The organism is Laspinema olomoucense D3b (assembly GCF_025370785.1).
GTDB classification, from domain to species: Bacteria; Cyanobacteriota; Cyanobacteriia; order Cyanobacteriales; family Laspinemataceae; genus Laspinema; species Laspinema olomoucense.
In genome coordinates this window covers 127,090-149,620 of the sequence record NZ_JAMXFA010000004.1, presented here as the reverse complement: position 1 = coordinate 149,620, position 22,531 = coordinate 127,090, and the positions used below count along the sequence as shown (strand labels likewise).

The 22,531-nt window shown below is 47.0% G+C and carries 17 protein-coding genes; 8 read left to right on the top strand and 9 right to left on the bottom strand.

Translation table 11 applies throughout. The features are described from left to right. Positions 1–68: 68 nt before the first annotated feature. The 4 genes from NG792_RS04245 to NG792_RS04230 all read right to left on the bottom strand — a co-directional run bounded on the left by NG792_RS04245 (position 69) and on the right by NG792_RS04230 (position 5,762). On the bottom strand, positions 69–2,393 hold the full coding sequence (locus tag NG792_RS04245) for a HEAT repeat domain-containing protein (RefSeq protein ID WP_261234655.1): 2,325 nt from the start codon (positions 2,391–2,393) through the stop codon (positions 69–71). 200 nt (positions 2,394–2,593) lie between these two features. Then, on the bottom strand, positions 2,594–3,385 hold the full coding sequence (locus NG792_RS04240; RefSeq protein WP_261234654.1) for an LmeA family phospholipid-binding protein: 792 nt from the start codon (positions 3,383–3,385) through the stop codon (positions 2,594–2,596). A 253-nt stretch (positions 3,386–3,638) separates the two neighbouring features. After that, a complete protein-coding gene (locus NG792_RS04235) occupies positions 3,639–5,456 on the bottom strand; it encodes a proline--tRNA ligase (RefSeq protein WP_261234653.1) in 1,818 nt (605 codons plus the stop codon). Between the two features lie 183 nt (positions 5,457–5,639). Further along, entirely contained in the window at positions 5,640–5,762 is a 123-nt protein-coding gene (locus tag NG792_RS04230) for a hypothetical protein (RefSeq protein ID WP_261199479.1), read from the bottom strand. A 20-nt stretch (positions 5,763–5,782) separates the two neighbouring features. On the opposite strand from NG792_RS04230, the gene NG792_RS04225 reads away from it, so the two are divergent. The 4 genes from NG792_RS04225 to NG792_RS04210 all read left to right on the top strand — a co-directional run bounded on the left by NG792_RS04225 (position 5,783) and on the right by NG792_RS04210 (position 9,774). Beyond that, the gene (locus tag NG792_RS04225; RefSeq protein WP_261199478.1) at positions 5,783–6,388 is read left to right on the top strand and encodes an NfeD family protein; all 606 of its coding nucleotides are present in this window, start codon (positions 5,783–5,785) and stop codon (positions 6,386–6,388) included. Between the two features lie 93 nt (positions 6,389–6,481). Next, complete coding sequence (locus tag NG792_RS04220; protein ID WP_261199477.1) at positions 6,482–7,915, top strand: flotillin family protein; 1,434 nt, start codon at positions 6,482–6,484, stop codon at positions 7,913–7,915. 16 nt (positions 7,916–7,931) lie between these two features. Next, on the top strand, positions 7,932–8,102 hold the full coding sequence (locus tag NG792_RS04215) for a hypothetical protein (protein WP_261234652.1): 171 nt from the start codon (positions 7,932–7,934) through the stop codon (positions 8,100–8,102). A gap of 73 nt (positions 8,103–8,175) precedes the next feature. Further along, entirely contained in the window at positions 8,176–9,774 is a 1,599-nt protein-coding gene (locus NG792_RS04210) for a flotillin family protein (protein WP_261234651.1), read from the top strand. Positions 9,775–9,913: 139 nt separating this feature from the next. Here NG792_RS04210 and NG792_RS04205 read toward each other — a convergent pair whose 3' ends face one another. Then, positions 9,914–10,576, bottom strand: coding sequence for an acetoacetate decarboxylase family protein (locus NG792_RS04205; protein WP_261199474.1), 663 nt, complete (start codon positions 10,574–10,576; stop codon positions 9,914–9,916). 344 nt (positions 10,577–10,920) lie between these two features. On the opposite strand from NG792_RS04205, the gene malQ reads away from it, so the two are divergent. Continuing rightward, complete coding sequence (malQ, locus tag NG792_RS04200; protein WP_261234650.1) at positions 10,921–12,438, top strand: 4-alpha-glucanotransferase; 1,518 nt, start codon at positions 10,921–10,923, stop codon at positions 12,436–12,438. A gap of 118 nt (positions 12,439–12,556) precedes the next feature. Here malQ and NG792_RS04195 read toward each other — a convergent pair whose 3' ends face one another. Continuing rightward, positions 12,557–13,138: a Uma2 family endonuclease gene (locus NG792_RS04195; protein WP_261199521.1), complete on the bottom strand. Its 582-nt coding sequence runs from the start codon at positions 13,136–13,138 to the stop codon at positions 12,557–12,559. A gap of 230 nt (positions 13,139–13,368) precedes the next feature. On the opposite strand from NG792_RS04195, the gene NG792_RS04190 reads away from it, so the two are divergent. Continuing rightward, entirely contained in the window at positions 13,369–13,569 is a 201-nt protein-coding gene (locus tag NG792_RS04190) for a hypothetical protein (RefSeq protein ID WP_261234649.1), read from the top strand. A gap of 249 nt (positions 13,570–13,818) precedes the next feature. Here NG792_RS04190 and NG792_RS04185 read toward each other — a convergent pair whose 3' ends face one another. After that, positions 13,819–17,097: a tubulin-like doman-containing protein gene (locus tag NG792_RS04185; protein WP_261234648.1), complete on the bottom strand. Its 3,279-nt coding sequence runs from the start codon at positions 17,095–17,097 to the stop codon at positions 13,819–13,821. Between the two features lie 100 nt (positions 17,098–17,197). After that, positions 17,198–17,953, bottom strand: a complete 756-nt coding sequence (locus tag NG792_RS04180; protein ID WP_261234647.1) for a Uma2 family endonuclease — start codon at positions 17,951–17,953, stop codon at positions 17,198–17,200. Positions 17,954–18,235: 282 nt separating this feature from the next. On the opposite strand from NG792_RS04180, the gene NG792_RS04175 reads away from it, so the two are divergent. Both NG792_RS04175 and NG792_RS04170 read left to right on the top strand, forming a co-directional pair. Then, positions 18,236–19,924: a hypothetical protein gene (locus tag NG792_RS04175; protein WP_261234646.1), complete on the top strand. Its 1,689-nt coding sequence runs from the start codon at positions 18,236–18,238 to the stop codon at positions 19,922–19,924. Between the two features lie 2 nt (positions 19,925–19,926). Further along, positions 19,927–21,573: a glycosyltransferase family 39 protein gene (locus NG792_RS04170; RefSeq protein ID WP_261234645.1), complete on the top strand. Its 1,647-nt coding sequence runs from the start codon at positions 19,927–19,929 to the stop codon at positions 21,571–21,573. A 50-nt stretch (positions 21,574–21,623) separates the two neighbouring features. Here NG792_RS04170 and NG792_RS04165 read toward each other — a convergent pair whose 3' ends face one another. Continuing rightward, entirely contained in the window at positions 21,624–22,313 is a 690-nt protein-coding gene (locus NG792_RS04165; RefSeq protein WP_261199467.1) for a M15 family metallopeptidase, read from the bottom strand. Positions 22,314–22,531 lie beyond the last annotated feature (218 nt).

The window sequence follows — 22,531 nt, the reverse complement described above, 5'->3', positions numbered from 1 at the left end:
GACCGATCAGGGTGAGCCTAATGGGTAAAAGAGGAGTTTTGTCAAGGGGTAAACCAGAAATACCGGGTCTAGTTTTTGCCCGGAGTGGATAAGAAGGCTTGAGCAAAGGCCCGCACTTTTTCATCGGGGTCAGATTGGGCGCGATCGCGGAGTAAGGGGAGGGTTTCTGGGTGATCCCCATAATACTGGACGATGGCCTCCAGGGCCGTGATTCGCGGATTGAGTGCCCCATCTTGTAATGGCACAAAGGGATCATTGATGGCGCGATCGCACAAAAAGGCAAATACCGCCGCCTCATCCCATCCCCCTTTGACCAACTGTTGCAGGGCCGAGAGTCTCACAAACGAATCCTCATCGGTACAAGCCCGGGTTTTGACAATCTCGAAAGTTTCCGGATTTTGGGGCCAGTGGGTCACCAACTCGATCGCCCCGGCAAGACGCACGGCCCAATTCTCATCCGCTTGAGCGCGGCTTTTGACAATGGTCCATGTTTCCGAGTGTTCTTTCCAACCCGTTGCCAATTCTCGCAGGGCGACAATTCTCACATCCCAGCCTGGATCCGATGTGGCCCGACTCTTTAAAAGGGGCAAGGTTTCTGGGTCATCAAACCAACCGGAAGCCAGTTCTCGCAAGGTGGTCATTCTCACATCTGATGATGCATCATTGATCGCCTGAACCTTGAGAATGGGTAGGGTGTCCGGGTCGTCATACCATCCCGTAGCCAGTTGCTGTAAGGCAGCGACACGCACCTGCCAATGTTCGTCTTGAGTCACCCGGGATTTGAGAATGGGTAACAGTTCCGGGTCATCCTTCCAAGTGCGAGTAAACTCGTGCACTGCTGCTTCCCGGACCCGGCGATCGCGGTCCGAGGTGGCAATTGTTTTCAAAATCGGTAAGGTTTTCGGGTCTTCAAACCAAGCAGCAGCGAGTTGTAAGGCAGCGATGCGCACTTGCCATGCATCATCAGAAACGATGCGATCGCGTAACCAAGCGACGGTTTCCGGGTCCTCAAACCAGCCGGTAGCAATCTGCTGCATGGCGGCAATTCTGACGTGCCAATCGGGATCAGACAAGGCGCGAGTTCGTAACCAAACCAAGGTAGCTGGATTGTCATACCAGGAGATAGCAAACTGTTGCATGGCAGCAATTCTGACGTGCCAATCTGGATCAGACTCGGCTAAGGTTCCAATCAAGGCAGAAGTCTCTTTATCTTGACTCCAACCTTTGGCGAGTTCTTCTACGGCAGCCTCTCTCACATCTGCCTCGGAGTCGGATTGGGCGATCGCTGCAATCAGGGAAAAGGTTTGGGGATCATCGTGCCATCCTTGGGCTAATTCTTCCAATGCCGCCTCCCGAACCAGCCAATAGCGATCGCTTTGGGCTAAGGTTTTGATTAGGGGAAGAATCTCCGGGTCCTGGTGGTAGTGAGTTGCCAGCGATCGCACTGCACTCACCCGGGTAATTTCAGCAACGGAGGATTGTGCTAAGGTTTTGAGCCAAGAGAGAATCTCTGGGCGTTCTTTCCAGCAGAGGGCGATTTCATCCACGGCACTCATGCGGATGGTTTCGGCAACGGGGGATTCTACCAGGGATTGCAACCAGGGGAGGGTATCCGGGTCGGTTTTCCAGACTCGCGCCAGGGTGGAAATGGCGCGCAGGCGGGTGAGGATGAGTTCATCAACTTCCGGATGTTGGGTTAAGGATTGGAGGCGATCGCGCAGTTGATTGGCGATTCCCGTCAAGGCGGTGCGATCGGGCAAAACCGCCAGACATTCTGCCGCTACAAATAAGTGAGTAAAGTTAGAGGGTTCGACTTGGTTTTCTATGAGAGAATTGAGTAACTCTCCCGCCAATTCCGGTGCAATCATCCTCACGATTTGCCGCATCACTTCATGCCAAGGTTCATCAAACAGATGTTGCAGAAATACATCCTGTTTGATGTCATCCAAGGTGAGTGCATCTTCTCCTTGGGAGTTCAGGAGGCGATCGACCAATTCTCTGGCGTGAACAAAGGCTTTAATTTGTTTGAAATAAATTCGCGCTACTGCTTCCCAATTAAACCCGTCTGGGAGGGGAGTTAAATTGAGCTGAGTCCAGGTTTCTGCTAAAGTATCTGTAGAGATAGTTTTGCAGTCTTTGTCAAAAACTCCGAGTAGGGTTTCCTGGACCAACGGTTGCGAGACAAATTGCGCCAGGGGTTCCCGGTACTCCTGCACCTGCGACTCCTCCAAGCGAGCATCCTCTAGCTCAAGCTGCATTACGTGCAAAAATTCGCTCAGGGCTTTTTCCCCAGCCTCAGAACGAGGTAGATTTTCCGGTAGGGTTACGGTATCTTGTCCCCATTTTTCAGTTTCTTCCACAATCCGCTTAAAAGCAAACCCTTCGGCGTTCATACTGTTCCCCACATCCATAGTATTTTCAATAATCCTCTAGCTCAGTCTATCCGAATATTTGCCCCTTGTCTGTGGAGCCACACCCATAGGATTCCTCAGCTAGGGCGGTAACTCACACCGGGGTGCTATTGTCACACAAACCGGAGGAGGCTCTAGGAAATTGAGAAAGGGGACGTCGGTAGGGGGTGATTCTCTCTAGTCTAAGGGTTGACTGCCAAGAATAGGGCAATTTCTGCACCGGATGGGGTGAGGTTAAAGTGCAAGACTTGCGATCGCACTCCGCGATTTTCTAGCCGCTGTAAATTAAACCGGCGGGTTAAATCTAAGAGTCCGGTGACTAATCGTCGGGGTGCTGGGCGATCGTTCACCCAGACGGAGGGGGAAAGGAGTTGTAATTGTTGACCTTCGATTACATTGATGCCTGTTTCTACGGTTAAGGTTAGGAAGTCATTATATCCCCGTTCTTGAACTTGAGATTGGAACCGAACTCGGTTATTAGGTAAAAAAGTGACTTGCCGATTAACCAGGGTATAACGGGCAGCAATTTGTTGAATTAAGGGAGAATTAAATAAGCTCAAGGCTAGAGTTTGCATTTGATTATAAAGTTCAGGGGACTGCAAGGCGGTATTGATATCAGCCTCGGTTACAGCAATCCGAACTGCCGCCTGTAACGGTTTTTGTAATCCCCGGACTGGGCTATTCCCGGAACCCCGTCCTAACTCTCTAGGATTGATATCAATGGCGTCGGTTTCTATTTCTAAAATATCCAGTCTTAACCCCGGGATTAAGGACAATCCCCGGCCCGCAATTCGCAGGCGATCGACTTTTCCGGCGAGTAATTGATAGCTGGGGGTGTTATCCATGCGGACTTCGAGTTCTTCCGCTGCTAAGAGGCGATCGCGAATATTCTGTTCAGCCAAAGTATCTAAGGCAATCCCCGCAGGAGAGACTAAAGTAAACAGACTGGTTAGCAGAAGGGTGAAAAATTCCATTCGGGTTTGATGAGAGAAGAGAGCATCGGTGATTGGGGTTTTGATAGGGTGTATGAATCATGATATCCAGAAAATTCAGGAGTGGGAGCATCTTGCTTCGTCCAAAGGGGTAGGGAGCAAGATGCTCCCACTCCTGGGGTGGATTCTCCCTATTTGGACAGGGCAGTAGGGTTGGTTAGCTAATCTCAGAAACGGCTTTTAAGCTGTTTACTAGGGTAAGTAACGTACCTTTTTAAACTCCGCATTCCTGATGTTACCTAACCGATGAAGATAAAGCCTCATCAATCCATTGTTTTAGGGTGACGGCAACGTCAGAGATGGCAATTTCATGGGAGGTTTTAGTAGCCCGTTCGACTACTTCTACTTTACCAGATTTCAGGGAGCGACCCGTAACAATTCGATAGGGAATTCCCACCAAATCTGCATCTTTAAATTTGACTCCAGCCCGTTCTTCTCGGTCATCTAATAGGGTTTCGACTCCGGCTAAAGTGAGTTCGGTGTAGAGTTTTTCTGCGACTTCTACCTGTTCAGTATCGGAAATATTGGGAATGCAAATAATGGCATGATAGGGAGCGATCGCCACCGGCCAAATGATGCCATCTTTATCATAAGATTGCTCTACCGCTGCCTGGGCTAATCGAGAGACTCCTACGCCATAGCATCCCATCACTAACGGGACACTTTCCCCTTGTTCATTGGTATAGGTTGCGCCCAAAGCTTGGGAATATTTAGTCCCGAGTTGGAAGATGTGACCGACTTCGATGCCTCGTGCACTTTTTAGGACTTGACTGGGGTCATGAACCGCCCGATCGCCTGCTTGGGATTTGCGTAAATCGACGATGCGATCGCTTAAAGGAAACTGTTCCCCCCAATTCGCACCGACCACATGATACCCGGTTTCATTGGCCCCGGTCACAAAATTCTTTAACTCAACTACAGTGCGATCGGCAAATCGGACAAATTCCCGGTGCAAATGTTCGGATTTGGTGATATAATTATCCGCTAAATCTGGACCAATATATCCTAATGGTAAAGGTGTGAGGGTTAATTGTTGTTGTACCTGTTCCGAGGGAATATCCAGGGCAATGATGGCATTCCCCCCATAATTAGGTGCTAGTTTTGCTAACTCATTATAGAGTTTCACTTCATTAACTTCTAAATCACCGCGAATACTCACCAAGACCAAGACCATTTTACCATTGTCATAGACAACCCGATAAATGATATTTTTGACCACTTCCGTGGGGGAACATTTGAGAAATCGACAGAGTGTATCAATGGTGTTGGTATTGGGAGTTTCTCGTTTTTCATAGAGGCTAAAAGCACTGGGTTGGGCATCGGGAGGTAAGGAGGTGGCTTTTTCCACGTTGGCCGCATATTTGCCATCTTCGGTATAAAGAACTTCATCCTCTCCCGCTTCTGCCAAGATCATAAATTCCTGGGATGCTGCCCCACCAATGGCCCCGGAATCGGCTTGAACGGCGCGAAATTCTAAGCCACAACGGCGAAACATATTGCTATAAGCCCAGTCCATATCGGCATAAGTTTTCTGTAAACTGGCTTCGTCCGCATGGAAGGAATAGCCATCTTTCATAATGAATTCTCGTCCGCGCATTAATCCAAAGCGGGGGCGAATTTCATCGCGAAATTTGTTTTGAATTTGATACAAATGGAGGGGAAGTTGACGATAAGACCGAATTGTTTCCCGGGCGATCGCGGTGATGACTTCTTCGTGAGTCGGTCCTAGTCCCATTTCTCGTTCCTGGCGATCGGTGAGGGCAAACATAATCCCTTCTGCCTTGGTGTAAGTCTCCCACCGTCCGGACTCTTGCCATAACTCCGCCGGTTGCAATTGCGGCAACAGACATTCTTGAGCACCGGTGGCGTCCATTTCTTCGCGCACAATATTGGATACTTTTTTGAGAACCCGCCACATTAAAGGCAAATAAGCATAAACTCCACTGGCAATCCGACGGATATAACCGGCGCGCAACAGCAGTTTATGACTGGGAATTTCCGCTTCGGCGGGGTCTTCACGGAGGGTAACAAACAGCATTTGTGATAGTCGCATCACGTTTTCCTTAATTTAGAGTTAGGGACATTATTATCTCAGAAAAAGTGGGACGATCGCCTCGGATGCAGACTCCATCCCCCCAAATTCTCTAGGTTCGGGCAAAATTCCCCAGAGGGGAGATTGTCCCCAAATCCCCTAAGTCCCTGAATTGGGATCTTGATTTTCACGGGGGAGATCCCATCACTCCGGGGCGATCGCCGTTGCTGCTACAGAAGCGGCAATCCTACCTATCACAAATTTTCGTAACAAAACTGGACGCTTGGGGTTTTTTTTGCGACAATGAATGATGTCTGAATAATTCATAAGCAGACGAGACTATTAAAATGATGCCTATTTATCTTTTTTGTTTCGGCATTGGTGGGATATTCGTCCTGTTCGCCATGATTGGAGAACTCGACGGTGGAGATTTCGGGGTAGCCTTTGATGCGGACCTGGAAATTACTGAAACCCGTCAAAAACTGGAGGGTTTAAAACGGAAAAGTGGGCTGAAGCGACTCCTCCAGTTACCGTTGTTTAGTCTCAAGTTTTGGACCTTCGGCAGTTGCTTTTTTGGATTAACTGGACTGGTCCTGAATTGGTTGCGCCCGGAAATGCCTGCTGGACAAATTGCTGGAATTGCTGGGGCAATGGGTATCTTTTGTGGAAGTACAATGGTTGGTATTCTCAGAAGTCTCGCCGAACGCCATGCCAATAGTCTCGCCCGTTCTAGTGACTTAGTAGGTCTTTCGGCCAAGGTCCTCCTTCCTTTCAATTGCGAAAGTAGAGGCAAGGTCCGGGTTAACGTTAAAGGTGCTTATGTAGAATTTATGGCCTTTACAGATGAGTCTAAATCATTAAAAAAAGGAGACCAAGTTTTGATTGTCGGTCTCAAAAATAATCGTCTTTGGGTTGTCTCGGAAGACTGCACCGATTTGAACCCCTCCCGATGAGGCCGCCCCAAAACGGGGCTGAATCATGGGGAAGTTCATTCAAAAACCCAACATTTCTCTCTCAATAATTTAATTGAAAAGGAATCCTACGCTATGCAACCGCTTCTTCACACCTCATTGAAGACTCTAAATTTCACCGAATCTGGGGGTGCGATCGCCAGAAAACCCCAGGAGGAAGTCTCTACCCTGCAAATTGCTCAAATCGATCCGTCCCCGTCTACTCCTCAAAATAATATGACGGATCGATTAATTTCAGTGGGAGGGACAATCGGTTTATCAATTTTGGGGTTTATGATATTATTATGGATTTTAAATAAAGTCCTCTGTATCTGTAAACCCAACGAAATTTTAATTTTATCCGGGTTGAAAAGAAAAACCAAAGAGGGTCAAGAATTAGGATATCGAGTCACTCGCCATCGCACCATTTGTATCCCGATTTTGGAAACGGTTAAGCGCATGGATTTGACTACTATGCCGGTGCCAGTCGAGGTCAAAAATGCCTATGCCAAAGGGGGAACGCCGCTGAATATTCAAGCGATCGCCAATGTGAAAATTTCCAGTAATCCCGACATTGTTGGCAATGCGATCGAACGCTTTTTAGACCGCGATCGCCAAGAAATCGTTCGCGTCGCCCGAGAAACCCTAGAAGGCAATTTGCGGGGTGTTGTTGCCACCTTAACCCCGGAAGAACTGAACGAAGATCGCCTGCGATTTGCGGAACGAATTACGGACGATGTACAGGATGATTTGCAACGGCTGGGATTAGAAATTGATACGTTAAAAATTCAAAGTGTCTCCGATGATGTAGACTACCTCAGTTCCATCGGACGCCGCCAAATTGCGGCGATCGTCCGGGATGCGGAAATTGCCGAATCCAACGCATTGGCGGAAGCGGAGGCGGTAGAAGCGCAAACCCAGCAAGAGTCCGAAGTTGCCAAAACCCTGGCACGAATGGCGATCGAGGAAAAAAATAACGAATTGCGGAAAATCAAAGCTGAACTCGATCAACAGGCGCGATCGGAAGAAGAACGCACAAAAGCTGCCGCAAAAGAAGCCCGAGCACGTGCCGAACAACTGCTACAAAGTATCCGCGCGGACCTGGAACGCCTCCGTTTAGAAGCCGATGAAGTCCTCCCCGCAGAAGCTGCCAGACAAGCACAAGAGTTGCGATCGCGCGGGGAAGCTGCCGTATTCGAGGAAAATGCCAAAGCTGCCGCCGAAGTCAATGACCTCTTTACGGAAATCTGGCGACAAACCGGCGCAGATGCTGCCGAAGTCTTCTTAATCCAACAGATTGAAATGGTCCTGCGAGAGGTGGCAAATATTACCCAGCGTGTCCAGATTGATCGGATCAATGTGATTGACAATGGCGATGGCAAATCGATCGCCAGTTTGGTTAATGCCTATCCGGAAATCGTCGGACAATTCCTCGATCGCGTCGATCGCACCCTCGGTATCGACGTCATCGGTACTCTGAACCGCAGCAATGGAAATAAACCGGAAGTATCTACGGTAGAGCGAGTGTAGAAGGGAGATGGGGAAGATGGGGGAGATGGGGAAGATGGGGGAGATGGGGAAGATGGGGAAGATGGGGGAGATGGGGGAGATGGGGGAGATGGGGAAGATGGGGAGGATAGGGAAGATGGGGGAGATGGGGAAGATGGGGAGAATACACTTCCGGTCCCCTCCCCTCCCCCAAACAAACGACAAATGACAAACCACAAATGACAAATGACAAATGACAAATGACCAAGGACCAACAACCAACAACCAATTAGGAGACCCAAATGGAAGTTATTCTAGGATTACTAGCGATTTTAGGTGCTGCCGGTGGCGCAGGTGCACTGGTAATCAACAATCTGTATTACATCTGTCAACCCAGTGAAGTGCTAATTTTTGCCGGGAGTGCGCGTCCCCTGGATGATAATCGTATAGCGGGATACCGTTTGGTGAAAGGGGGGAGTAGCATTCGTCTCCCCTTGCTAGAACGCGCCTACCGCATGGATCTCACTAACATGATTATCGAACTGCGGGTGACTAATGCTTACTCTAAAGGGGGGATTCCCCTCAAAGTAGAAGGGGTGGCAAATATTAAAATTGCCGGAACTGAACCGACGATACATAATGCGATCGAGCGCTTACTCGGGAAAACCCGCAAAGAAATCGAAAAAATCGCCCAAGAAACCCTAGAGGGAAATTTGCGCGGGGTTTTGGCTTCCTTAACTCCGGAACAGATTAATGAAGATAAAATCGCCTTTGCTAAAAGTTTGCTGGAGGAAGCCGAGGACGATTTAGAAAAGTTAGGCTTAGTGTTAGATAACCTGCAAATCCAAAATATCTCCGATGATGTGCGATACTTGGATTCCATCGGGCGAAAACAGCGAGCAGAACTGGTCCGGGATGCTCGAATTGCCGAAGCTAAAGCCAAAGCTCAGTCTGTGATTCGCACTGCGGAAAATGATCAAAGTACCTCGATTAAGCGAATTGCCAGTCAAGTTGAAATGACTCGCGCTGAAGCAAATCGGCGCATTCAAGATGCGAAGACAATGCGCGCTGCCTTAGTGGCTGAAGCTGAAGCGGAGATTGGCTCAGAAGTGGCGCGGACTCAGGCTGATGTGGCGGTGCAAACCGAGCGAATTAAGCAAGTGGAACAACAATTACAAGCGGATGTGGTGGCACCGGCTGAGGCACAATGTAAGCGGGCGATCGCGGAAGCAAAAGGGAAGGCATCAGCCATCATTGAAGATGGGAAAGCGCAGGCAATGGGGACAAAACGTCTTGCCGAATCCTGGAAAGCTGCCGGACCCTCAGCGCGCGAGATTTTCCTGTTGCAAAAACTAGAACCTCTACTCAAAACAATGGTTTCTACGGTACCGGATGTGAGAATTCAAAATCTGACTTCTATCGATACCACCAATGGCAATACTGCCGGGAAAATGGCGTCATTTTTGGAACAGTTGCGGGCGAGTACCGGGGTAGATGTGGCGGGAGTTGTGCGAAATTTCGGGTCTGGTGACAGAACAGATCTGCAAGAGGTTACTTTCTCTACTCCTCCTAAGTTGCCTGATACGCACATTCTCTCCACAGCAGCACCCGCCGCACAAAAGCTTCCCGGGACGAAGACGATGACAGGACAAGAAGCTGTTACTCCGATGAATGCTTTGTATGCTGAAGTGCAGGCATTTTTGGAAACCCTTTCCCAGGGAAATCCTTCTTCAGCAGTCGCCGAACAGGCGATCGAGCAATATATTAATTTCAATTCTAACCTGAAAAACCAGTTACAAAAATTGAAGGAACTTGGAGGGACGGAGGCAGTACGAGCAGTATTCGACCATCCTAGCCTTCATGTACCCGTGGGAATGATTGAAAAGTGGATTGCGAAGTAATTTGGGGGAATAAAAAGCTAAGAAATGACTGAGGTGGTTACTAAAAACAGGGATAAAAATTTCATTCTCTTGTTCACGGTCCCGACTTAAGTCGTTCTCTAATGTTCAACGTCACGACAGCCAGTCGTGACGTTGAAAGCTAGGCGGGAGCATAGGGGGTGGCAGTTGCTCTTTCTTTGACCACTTTTGGCGCACCAGCAACCAATTTTAAGTCTTCACAAGAAAAGGTTAGATAAGGTTGGGTTAAGTTCAACAGGGCAAACGGACTTTCCGGGGGGACTACTAATCTACTTTTAACTAAACCGATCGCTGAGGTGAATTCACCGGGAAACAACAGTAAATTAGAACCCAGGGTGCTAAAGCTGGGGAAGGCAAATGGAATGGGAAATCGGAAGGTTTTTAGACTAAAATGAAGACTGCACAAAAGGCGATCGCCTTGTCGGACCATCACGCGATCGTCCTCATCTTTTTCCCAGGTAAAGTCAGCTAATTCTTTCGGCAGTCCCCAAATTTCTCGACCCCCAGCCACGGAATCGGGATGATCCACATAAATATGAGAAATCCATGCTCCGAACTGCATTCCGGAACGAACTAATGCAGAAACCACAATTAATTCATTATATAATAAACTCGACCCTGCTCCATATTTAGCACAATAAACTCCTCCCAAAGTTTTTCCCGGGAAGACCTCCACGATCGCCAAATCTGAGGGAACGAGCGATCGCACTCGACTGCTATCAATTGGATGGAGAGTTTGCACGGCACGGCCTTTAAGTGTCCAAGGTGCACAGGGGTAAGGCATGAGTATTTCTCCGATGATTAGGCTCGACAAATCGGCTCAATCCAGTTTGTATTCATCTTAGCGCAGCTTCCCCCCAAGGCGTCTCTATCTACCGATATAATTGACTCAAATTTCCGGACCCGATTCAGGCGATCGCCCCCTATCCAAACTCTTCCCTCCGAGTCGTTTTTTATTCCCACGGATTTGAAATCATCCCCGAGGTAGATCCCCCTGCCTCAAAATCCGTTAGAGTTTATAGAGTATCCTTTTCGGAATCTAATTCTCTAAACTCTATAAACCGCACTATTTTTATAGGGTTTACCTCTTCTAAAAACACACCTTTAAACCTAGATTTTGGTATAATCATGTCTTTTCCTAGAAGCAGCGGTATTTTACTGCATCCCACCTCTTTTCCCAGTCGATTTGGTATCGGAGACTTTGGTCCGGAAGCCTATCAATTTATTGATTTTCTGGTGGAAAGCGGACAAAAACTCTGGCAAATCTTACCCTTGAGCCCAACGGGATATGGCAATTCCCCCTATATGTCCTATTCCGCTTTTGCCGGAAATCCGATGTTGATTTGTCCAGAACATCTGCAAAAAAAAGGGTGGATTTCCGAGGAAGATTTAGCCCAAACTCCGGACTTTCCCCAGGATTATGTAGATTTTGAGAAAGTCATTCCGGTTAAGATGAAGTGGCTAGAAACCGCTTATCAGAATTTTCAAACCCATGCCACGGCTGAACAGCATCAGCAACTCCAAGACTTTTGCGATCGCACCGCCTATTGGATTGAGGATTATGCCTTATTCATGGCCCTCAAAGAGAAACATCACAGCGCCGGTTGGAACTCCTGGGAACCCATAGAAGTGCGAAAACACCAACCCGAAGCATTAGAAATAGTCCGACAAGAACTCAGCGATCGCGTTAGTTTTTATAAATTCTTACAGTTTGAATTTGACAATCAATGGAAAGCCTTAAAAGAGTATGCCAACCAGAAAAAAGTTCAAATTGTCGGCGATATTCCAATTTATGTGGCCCATGACAGCGCCGATGTTTGGGCTAATTCTGAATTGTTTTATGTAGAAAAAAATACCGGAGAAACCTCCCTAATGGCAGGAGTTCCCCCCGATTATTTTGCCCCCGAAACTGGGCAGCTTTGGGGAAATCCCGTTTATAATTGGGAGAAATTAAAAGAGACTGAATTTGAGTGGTGGGTTGAGCGGTTTAGAACCACATTTGACGCCGTAGACTTATTGCGAATTGACCATTTTCGGGGATTTGAGGCATTTTGGGCTGTTCCCAAAGGAGAAAAAACCGCCAAAAATGGACAATGGTTGAAAGGACCCGGAATAGAATTTTTTGAAGTCATTGGTCAAAAATTAGGCAAATTGCCCATCATTGCCGAGGATTTGGGACTGATTACCCCAGAAGTTGATGCACTGCGGGAGCATTTCGATTTTCCAGGCATGAAAATTTTACAATTTGCCTTTGAGGCTCATCCAGAACTGCATTTTCTGCCTCATAACTACAAAAATCAAAATTTTGTCGTTTATCCAGGAACTCATGACAATGATACCACCGTGGGATGGTATCAAAACTTGCCAGCAGAAGCGAAAGAAAAACTCTGGCGGTATTTAGATAAACCGCAATCGGCAGAAAAAGAAATTCATTGGGAGTTAATTCGCTTAGGATGGAGTACGATTGCTAATCAATCTATTGCTCAACTTCAAGATGTGTTAGGATTAGGCAACGAAGCGCGCATGAATGCGCCAGGTAAATCCGAAGGGAATTGGTCCTGGCGTTACAAACCGGAAGATTTATCTCCGGAACTTCGCAGTCGCCTCAAACGATTAACGGAAATTTACCACCGCCTATCCGCATAAAATAGCTGGGTAAAATCATCAAAATAAGTCCCTTACTCAAGTCCCTCTCTTCCCCAGGGGGACTGGGGGGTCTTTATTAGGGAATCATCCCCAAAGTCTATCAAACCCCTTACCTAAACTAACTTTGATGGGGAAATATTTCAGCCAAATCCAATAATAAATCGGAAAACCCTGGCAAAGAAACCCTTTCATCGGGTAAAACAATCCGACGCTGACGATAGCCGCAAGTTTCCCGATTATCTTGATAGGGTTCGCTGTAGCATTCCAGGGTATTGTTCACTAAATTAAAAATCCAATAATCAGTAATTCCCGCTTTAGCATATAGCGGCAATTTCACCTCGCGATCGTAACGCAAAGAAGAATCGGCAATTTCAATCACCAGGATGACATCCTCTGGGGTGGGATGTCCCGATAAATAGTCATCTGCACGATTTTTTACCAGCGCAATATCCGGTTCGGGTTCACTATTGGGTGGGAGAAATAGAGGATCTTGAATTTGCATAGTAGCGCGATCTCCCAGCCGTTGCCCTAATGCTCTGAGTAACCGTTTCGTAACCGTGGTATGGGCGGTCCCTTTAGCTGCCATCTGAATCATTTCTCCTTGAATCAGTTCAACGCGATCGCCCTCCTGGAAAAAGCCCAATTCTGTGAGGCGGTGATATTCCTGAATCGTAAACCGTTTAGCCGTAGGAATCATTATCACATTCCAAAAACAATAGGTCTACAGGTATTGTACACCCGTTGTCTTGCTTAAGGATCGATGGAAACGGGCGATCGGTTAAAAGGGGGAACATTCCTATTGCTGCCCTAGTCGAAAAAAATATTCTATTTTTAGGATGAAAATGGTAGTGATAGTAACAACTCACTTACTAAAACTTGCCATAATAGACCCCCATAAATCTCGATTTTTCAATAGAAATGGAGAAAATTATGTCCCTACCTAACCGAGGCCAAATGACATGGAAACCTGATGGTACAATGGGTCGAGTCTTGTATCTGCGGATGAAACCCCATGAACAATGGCGCTGCTACAAAGAATTTCCCCAATATTTTATTCCTGATTCACCGGGAAATTCTCAAGGATACAATACCTTTGTTTCCTTACTGCGCCAGCAATGGCAAGTTATGTAAAATTGGAATTCATACGGAATCCGGTTTTCAAAGACCTATAAAAACCCACACCCATGCATGGTGGGTAAACAAGGACACTAGCGAAGCAATGCCCGTTAGGGCTATAGCCTGCCTCCTCCGGCTATTGGATAAAAACGACTTTTAACAAGCGGATTGGGTATCAGCCTTTACGTTATGGAATCCTTAGCTGCAATAAAAGCCCGCATTTGCGGGCTTTTTTATGATTTGAAGTGAATCAATTGTTAAGCCTTAACTCAAAGGCAGTAATTGATTGCCGCACTTAAAACAAAACTTAGAATTAGCCGGGTTTTTAGTGCCGCATTTGGTGCAGAAAACATGGGTTTGCAAAGCTGCATCGGTGGGGGTGGCAACGATGGTGGGGGCGTTTGCTGGAGTGGTGGGAGATGCAGCGGCAGCGAGATGCAATTGATGGGTTTCAATCGCCTGTTGGATGATTTTGGCTTCTCGCTTATAAATCAAGCTATCTTTGCCGCCTTCTTTCTCCAGTTCCGTTTGGCGTTCCCCCAAATACTCCATAAAATGTTCATACAATTCCCGCTTTTGGGTTGCCGTTTCAGCAGCGTTGATTTTGGCAGTAACTTGACGCTGAATTTCCTCGCGATCGCCTCGGCATTGGTTCACTTCTAGCACTTGTACCGCTTCTTCCCAAGTGGCAGATATTTCAACATTTTCAGTACCGATGGAGGTTGGGCGAGAATAACGGACTAGATTCTCTTTCGTTTGGCGATTTTCTTCGATGCGTAAAACATTCAAAGAACGCCCTAATACTACCAATTGATACAGGGCGGGATTCTCCGGGAAAATATCCCAAAATGGCGGTTCTTTTTGGATATGAACCGGAATCGGGGGGTCTTTACTTTCTCCTTTTAGTTGGGCGCGTTTGGCTTCAATGGTTTGTCCTTTCCAGTCTTGATAGGAGTGGCGCAATTCCTGCATTCCATCAATACACCGCAAGGAAAATCCCCCCATTTCTTGCACAAAGACGACCCGATGTCGTTCTTCTTCTCCTAAGGGTGTCACGGCATCGGAACTGCCGACTCGTTCCTCTAATAAGGGGAGAAGCTTAATAGCAGCCGGGTCAGTAGGAGTTCGCCCTCCAACGACAGCCACTTTGGTATTTGTGGCAGGAGTAAATCCCGCATCTCGTCCTGTCATGACAGCGGGATTAAGGAGGATAACGGGTTTGGATTTACTGTAGGCGATCGCCAATTGATTGCGGATTTCTGCAGCATCATTATTAAAGACTTTGAACAGGCGATCGCAAGCTGCCAGTTCCCGCTTAATCCGGCTGCTATTCGGTGCGGAATTAATGATACTGCGACTTTTTTCGGCAATAATCCCTTGGAAATCTTCTTCCTGAACTTCGGCTAATTGTTGCACATCAAACAGGCGCATGGTTTCCCCGGCTGCCCGGTTTTGTTTCCAAAGAGGACTACTATCTGCCAGGACTTGACTCGATAAATTACTACAGAGTCCATCCAGTCCCGTTTGATAGCGACTCTTATTTCCTTCCGTAGAACTGGCATATTGTTCAATCAAGTCTTGATAGAGTTGATTCAGTTCTTGGCGATCGTATAATTTAATCCCATTAATCGTTAACGCATCCGCACTATCCGCTTGGGAATCCGCTTCATGGGCGAAGGTATCGCGCGTTTGGCGCATCTTCTGAGTCCATCGGGCCAATCGGCGCTCTAACTCCTCTAAATGCTCCTGTAAGCGAGCGATCGCATCCAACCCCAAAAACCGTGTTTTGCGCTGAATGGTAGCAATTAAACTCCCTTCTAACCCCGCTAATCCCTTTTCTGCATACTCCTCCATCTTGGCCTGTTTGGTTAAGCCAAATTTATCTTTAAAATGGGTGATATCTTGCAAGGCATCTTCATACTGTTTGCGGCGGTTTTCTTCATTAGGTTGCCAAACTTTCTCCGCTTCTCGCCGAAACTTTTCTCCGGCATTGTCGAAGACTTGCCGCACATTAACCAGGAAAATTTCAGCAAACTTTGGTCCCCGATTGCGGTCTTCAATAATCCGATAAAATTCCTCTTCTAAGGCTTGGCGTCCCTGTTGGATAATGCGATTACGGTTATCGTACATTTTTTGCAAGAAATCCCCATGCAATCGTTCATCTGGACTGAGTTCTCGCAGGTGATTTGCCCGGTATTCTTCCACTTTGTTATGCAAAAACTCCCCAAATTGTAGGATTTTGCCCTTTTCCGTTCCCGCGACTCCCATTACCCCTTGTTGGGTACATTGGAGAAGATTATCTCGGGATATTTCAGTACGGATACTATTGACAAAACTGGAAATTTCTGCCAAATAAGATTTATCTCCCGCCGCACCTAAATCCGTGAGTAACTCCATATCAGTGAGGCGCATCCGTTTAAGAATGTCATTTTGAACTAACTCAAAGGTTTGGGGCGGTAAGATAACATTTTCGTTTAACCACCAGCTTACAAAGTCGGCAGAAAGACGATTAGATAAGGATGTTCTAATTTGGGCAATGGGAATTTCAATGGTGGAGAGACCAAAACTCATAAAGTTTTTGGGATACCCTCGTCCTCCCGGGTCAGCTTGCGCCCAAGCACCTTTAATATTATCTCGAATGGAGCGCTTATGGGGAGCAAAATCTGAGGTTAAATCCAGAAAGATATTTTGAGAAATTAATTCCCGAATTTGGTCTAAAGTAAATTCACTGTCGCCGTTTTTTGTCCCGACTAAGTAGGTGAAATCAAAGGGGGGACGACTGGATCGTACTTCGTCGAGTAAGCTGGCACTATATTGGGCTAAATATTCCGTGCGATAGTCGGAAAAATAGCTCAATTCCATCATAGCGGCATATCCATTAGCGAGGACCCGATCGCCCACATTAATGGTAGCAAATGCGGCAGGTAATGGGGCGATCGCCGTGACCATCGGGCTACCTTGTCCTTTCAGCCAATGATTGATACAGTATCCGATATCAATCAGCATTCCGCTGCCGGTTCCCCCGGATAGAGACCCGATGACAAAGACATTAATTCCCGAAGTCACCACTTTGATGCCGTAGCGATCAAGCATATAATTCTCGTGACCTTTAATGCGATCGCACGACCGTTCAAAGGCTTTCTGAATTCCATGATAGTTGCAGAAAAACGCAAACCGACCACAGCCGCGAATTTGTCCCGCACCCGCTTCAATTGCGCTAATATTGCGTTCTAATTCCCTGGGAAACCAGCGTTCAATCCAGGGATAATTCTGCATATTCGACATCATATCCCGTACCTGCCGCCCACTGACACTGGCCCAGTATTTTTCATGGTCTTTAAACCCCGAACCAGCCGCCAGTGAACTACTGACTTTATATTCTTTATCCGTATCAATGACCAAAAAGCTAATTAAGGGAAAATTCGCTAAACTTCCGTAAGTTTCCTCCACCAGACGTCGGACACGGGAGAGCACTTCATGTCCCGTCCCCCCCACTCCCACGAGGACCGTAGGAACCATACTTTTCTCATCAACTGCTGCCATATTTTTCCTATTTATTAATGATTAAGTTAGGGAATTTAGGATGTAAAAACTCACACCCTAACCCCTGAGTTTTTTACAGTCTAGGAACCCTTTAATCGGCTCATTCTTCCGGGTCGATCCCCAACTCCCGCAATCGTGCAGCAAGGCGTTCCGCCCGTTGATGTTCCTGTTGAGCCCGTTGATGTTCCTGTTCAGCTCGTTGGCGTTCCTCTTCGGCCTGTTCGTGACCATATAACAGCAAATTTCCTTGGCTGTCCCACCAGCGTAACCAAGGAAGGTCCAGATTGCCATACAATCCCGACCAAATTCCCAGTTCCACCCCCAGTTCTGGAATGGGGAAATGACCCCGTTCATTAGCTGGAATTAACTCATAATGACCGCCGTTTATCTTATAAACTTCCACACTGGCTTTTTGGACTTCATAAATTGCATAATAGGCCGGTCGAATCACCGTTTCATAGACCCAGAATTTGCCTTCCCAAGGGGTTTGATCTCGTTCCTCTGAACCATTTCCCGAAACAAATTCAATGACAATCTGGGGGGGAATAATTTCTTGCCATAACACATAGGACCGGCGGGGTTGTCCGTCCAAGCTGGGGGGAACATTGGGAACATAGAACCAATCCGGCGCTTCCGCACCTTTCTGGGGTGGGTCAGTGATTCGCCAATAAATCCCGCTATCTTGACCAATGCAGTAATCTCGATTGGGATGTTTTGCATCCAGAATCGGACGAATAGAATCAGTCAAAAGAATGCTTTGCGGGTGTTCTTGAAAGTTCTTCACAAAGGTGCCATCCTCACAGGGAAGTTGGGTGTGATCGGGCAGGGGGGTAAACGATTCCGTGCTAATAGTCATGATGAATCATTATCCGATGAAAGTTGACAGGGTTTTAGGGGCAACCCCTTGATTTTAAAGGGTAGTATTCATAGTTAGGGTAACCCCGTGAAGTTTAAATGACTAATCTTGTCGGCAGATTCCCTTCATTTTATCATTCTTAGGGCGTTAGAGATGGCTGACGCTTCCACTATTTCCAGCGATCGGGTAGAATTTTAGATTAATCGTCCTCCCAGATTTAAACCCTTGTCCTCCCGAACTTCTGTTTCCATTACCTTTCCTAACCGCCTGCATCGCTTTTGCATGGCACCAGCACCCCATACCCCTAAATCAGCGGTAATTTTTTGGTTCAGTTTGAGCTTAACCGTTGCGGCAGTTTATGGGTTAGGGGGACTCCAGCAAGCGTTTAGTGCTGATTTGGTGGTGCAAGATGATGCGCGGCAGCACGTTTTCTGGATGCAACGCTTTCTGGATCCGGAGTTATTCCCTAATGATTTAATTGCGGATTATTTTCAATCCGTTGCACCTGCCGGTTATGCACTCTTTTATCGGGTGATGGCAGGGGTAGGAATTGCCCCCTTGTTGCTAAGTAAACTATTGCCTCCTATCCTGGGTTTAATCACCACTGCTTTCTGTTTTGGAGTGACGATGGAGTTATTTCCCGTCCCGATCGCCGGGTTCACGGCTTCTGTATTGCTCAATCAAAGTTTATGGATGCAAGATGGGCTGATTTCTGCTACGCCGAAAGCCTTCGTCTATCCCTTATTTTTACCCTTTTTATATTATTTTTTGCATAAAAATAGTCTAGTTACGGGGATATGTATTGCTCTGCTTGGACTATTTTATCCCCAATATGTGTTAATTATTTTAGGAATTTTAGTGTTACAAATTTTTATTTATAAATCGGGTAAAATTAGAGTCAATTTTGGCCAAAAAGTTTTTAAGTTTGTAGGAATAAATTTAACTATTGCCAGTGGTATTTTATTAGTTTATGCCCTGACTAGCTCAGAATTTGGGCCGACTATTTCGGCACTGCAAGCGCGAGGGCTACCGGAATTTTTACCGGGGGGGAGAAGCCAATTTTTTATTGATGATCCTTGGTCTTTTTGGTTTCAGGGGCGCAGTGGGATTGCCCTCTCGGCCATTTTAACTCCCGTGTTCATGGCTTTAGGTTTTTTGTTGCCACTTTTGCTAAAGTTTCCCAAACGTTTCCCTCTCGTTCCCTTGGTTTTACCAAACATCAGAGTTTTAGGAGATATTACGATCGCCGCTTTCGTAATGTTTTTTGCCGCCCATGTTTTGCTGTTTAAACTCCATTTGCCCAGTCGCTATACCCAGCATAGCTTACGAATGGTGATGGCATGGACAGCGGCGATCGCCTTAACCATCCTACTTGACTCCCTATGGAGATGGGGACAATCCGTTCCTAAAAAAATGACCGCAGGAATCATTTCTGGGTTGTTAGCTATAGTCTTTCTATTTTATCCCCAGCTTGCGCTCAACAATTTTCCCTGGACTTCTTATGAACGGGGAAAAGAACCTGAGCTTTATGCCTTCTTGCAACAACAACCCTCAGATATTTTGATTGCTTCCTTATCAGAAGAAGCCAATAATATACCCACCTTTGCTCAGCGTTCGGTTTTAGCCGCGCGCGAATATGCCATTCCCTATCATTGGGGTTACTACGAACAGTTTCGCACTCGCCTCCAGCGGATGATTCAAGCGCAATATAGTCCGAATTTCACGGATTTAGTGGAATTTTTACAAGCAGAAGGGGTGGACTGGTGGTTAATTGAAAAAGGGGCATTTACTCCGGGGTATTTATCTTACAATCGATGGTTAAACGCCTATGCCGTCACCCAGGAGGCGATCGCCAATCTCAAAGCGGGCATTCAACCCGCAATCACTCCTTTGATGACCCAGTGTTCAGGGTTTGAAACTGCTGACTTTGCTGTATTATCAGCAGATTGTATTTTAACTGTTCAGGATTAAGGATGAAAACTTCCCAACTTTATTGGAATCGTTTACGCTTATTTGTGGTATTAGTTCTAATAATTGGTACATTTTTTAGATTTTATCATTTAGATCATAAAATCTACTGGGTGGATGAAGTTAACACTTCTTTGCGCGTAGCGGGATACCAAAAATCTAACTTTTATGAGCAACTTCCCACCGGAGAAACGCTGACGATCGCCCAGTTGCATCAGTTTCAAAGTCTCTCCCCAGAACGAGGGTGGGGGGATACCATCAAGGCTTTAGCTGAAAATGCCGAACATGGCCCCATCTATTACCTGTTCACACGACTGTGGATGCAGATATTTGGCAGTTCCATCACCGTGACTCGTAGCGTGGCTGTTCTGTTTGGTCTCTTAGCATTTCCCGCCATTTATTACCTCAGCTTAGAACTATTTTCTGCGCCGCTTGTTGCCTGGATTGCCATGTCATTGGTGGCAGTTTCTCCATTACATTTGCTCTATGCTCAAGAAGCAAGGCAATATAGTTTATGGACATTGATTACCTTAGTTTCTAGTTTAGCCTTGTTGCGATCGCTGCGACTGAATACCCGAGGCAGTTGGGCGATTTATGCCGGAACCGTTGTCTTAGGTTTCTATTCTCATCTGATTTCAGCATTAGTCTTTTTCGGACATGGATTATATGTAGGATTTCAAGAACAATGGAAATGGACTAAATCTTTTAAATCCTATCTCATTGCCTCCGGACTCGGTTTTGCAGCCTTACTTCCTTGGATTGTTGTTTATTTCAAGCATAACAGCCGCCTGGGAGGATGGTTGGAGAAAGACACGCCTCTACAGGCATTAGTGCAGCGGTGGGTCGTGAATTTGACATCGGTATTTTTCGACCTTCATAGTATCTATCCCCAGCGGTTTTTTGATGTAGAATCCGGCCAAGATTTTCCCCCATTGGCTTGGGAAAATTTCTGGGGATATGCAGTCATCCCCATGATTTTGTTTGTGGGATATGCCTTGTGGGTGACCCTTCGCAAAACCCCAAAATCCGTCGGATGGTTTCTGCTCACATCCATTGCCGCTAATGGCTTGTTTTTGATGCTCTATGACGTGATTTCCGGGGGGCAGCGGTCGGGGATTGCTCGCTATCTTTTCCCCTCCTATTTGGCCCTACAATTGGCGGTTGCTTATCTGTTCGCCGATCGCCTCCGTCTCGATAGGGGAAGAAATCTCCAGCGTCGATTCTGGCAAGTTGCCTATGTGGCATTGCTGGGGGTCGGCATTGTTTCTTGTGCCGTGAGTGCCTCAGCGGAAACCTGGTGGAATAAATATAGTTGTTATTATGATGTGGAAGTTGCCCAACTCGTCAATCAAGCCGAAAACCCCCTAGTAATCGGGAGTAACGATCGCCTCAGTCGTCTGATGGCCTTGAGTTATAAACTCAATCCCGAGGTGCGATTTCTTCTTCTCACCGACAGCGATCGCCTGGAAATGACAGAACCCTCATCCTCTCTCTTCTTATTCCGTCCCAGCTTGGAATTGTATCAAAACCTTGAATCCGACCCTCGTTATACCCTTACCCCCATCCATCCCTTTGGACATATTTGGACCGTAGAACCCGTCAGAACCCCAGGGGATGAATCCAGACTCAACTCATACCCCATCCGGGGTTGAGCCATTGGTCAATCCCGGATTGGGTATGACACCCGGTCATTATACAGACTTTACTCAACTCTGCCATAAAAGGCAGTCCCCTGGTGAGTTAACCAGGCCCACATCTGATCCCCTTTACAGAAATGCCACCATTCATTAGGATGTTGAGCAAATCCAGCTTGTTGCATCGCTTGGGCCAAAATTTGGCGATGTTTGTGATACTCCTGGTGATCCCGATCGCTGCTTTGAGCAAAATAGTCAGGATGCGATCGCGGTGAAATTTCATCAATGGGGGAACCCATTTCCACCGCAATTCCTGCCTCATCAACCAAGGTGACATCCACAGCAGCACCTGTGGCATGAGGTGGAGGGGTGGCGGGGTCCAGACTGGGGACGGCCCAAAATTGATACACTTGCCCTAAAATTTCTTGGCGCTCAAAGGGACTTAAATTCCCGGGATCTAATCCTTGCGATCGCACCTGCTCCATGAAGGCATAGTTTACCATAAACTGCTGCACAGCAATAGGTCTATAGGCATCAAAAATTAAAATCTGCCATTGGGTATATTGCTGCTGGAGGTAGGTTTGTGCTTGGATTAAACCCGTCAGTACCCCTTGACGCAGATAAAATGGCGATCGCCCTGCGTAGGGTGCGCCCAAAAGTTCGTAAGGATGAGGCAACACCAGGGCAAACTGACTCCCAGGAATCGCCACCAAGGGTTCGCCACAGTCGAGAATGGGGATATGTTGATAGGGTTTCATCGTTGAGTGAGAGAGTCTCCTGATTGTCATAGATGGGATTGCCGCTAATCGGGCGATCGCTCGGATTGTGGTACGGATAAACCCCCGTTTAACCCCCAATCCTTCCCCCCTAGGGTCGCGCTTCCGAGGTTTCCCCCAGGGTATTGGTTTTATTTTAGGTTGGATCCGTCCTAATCTGTGCAGGACCCCGTAAACCCCTTTACCTAGCCCCAGATCAG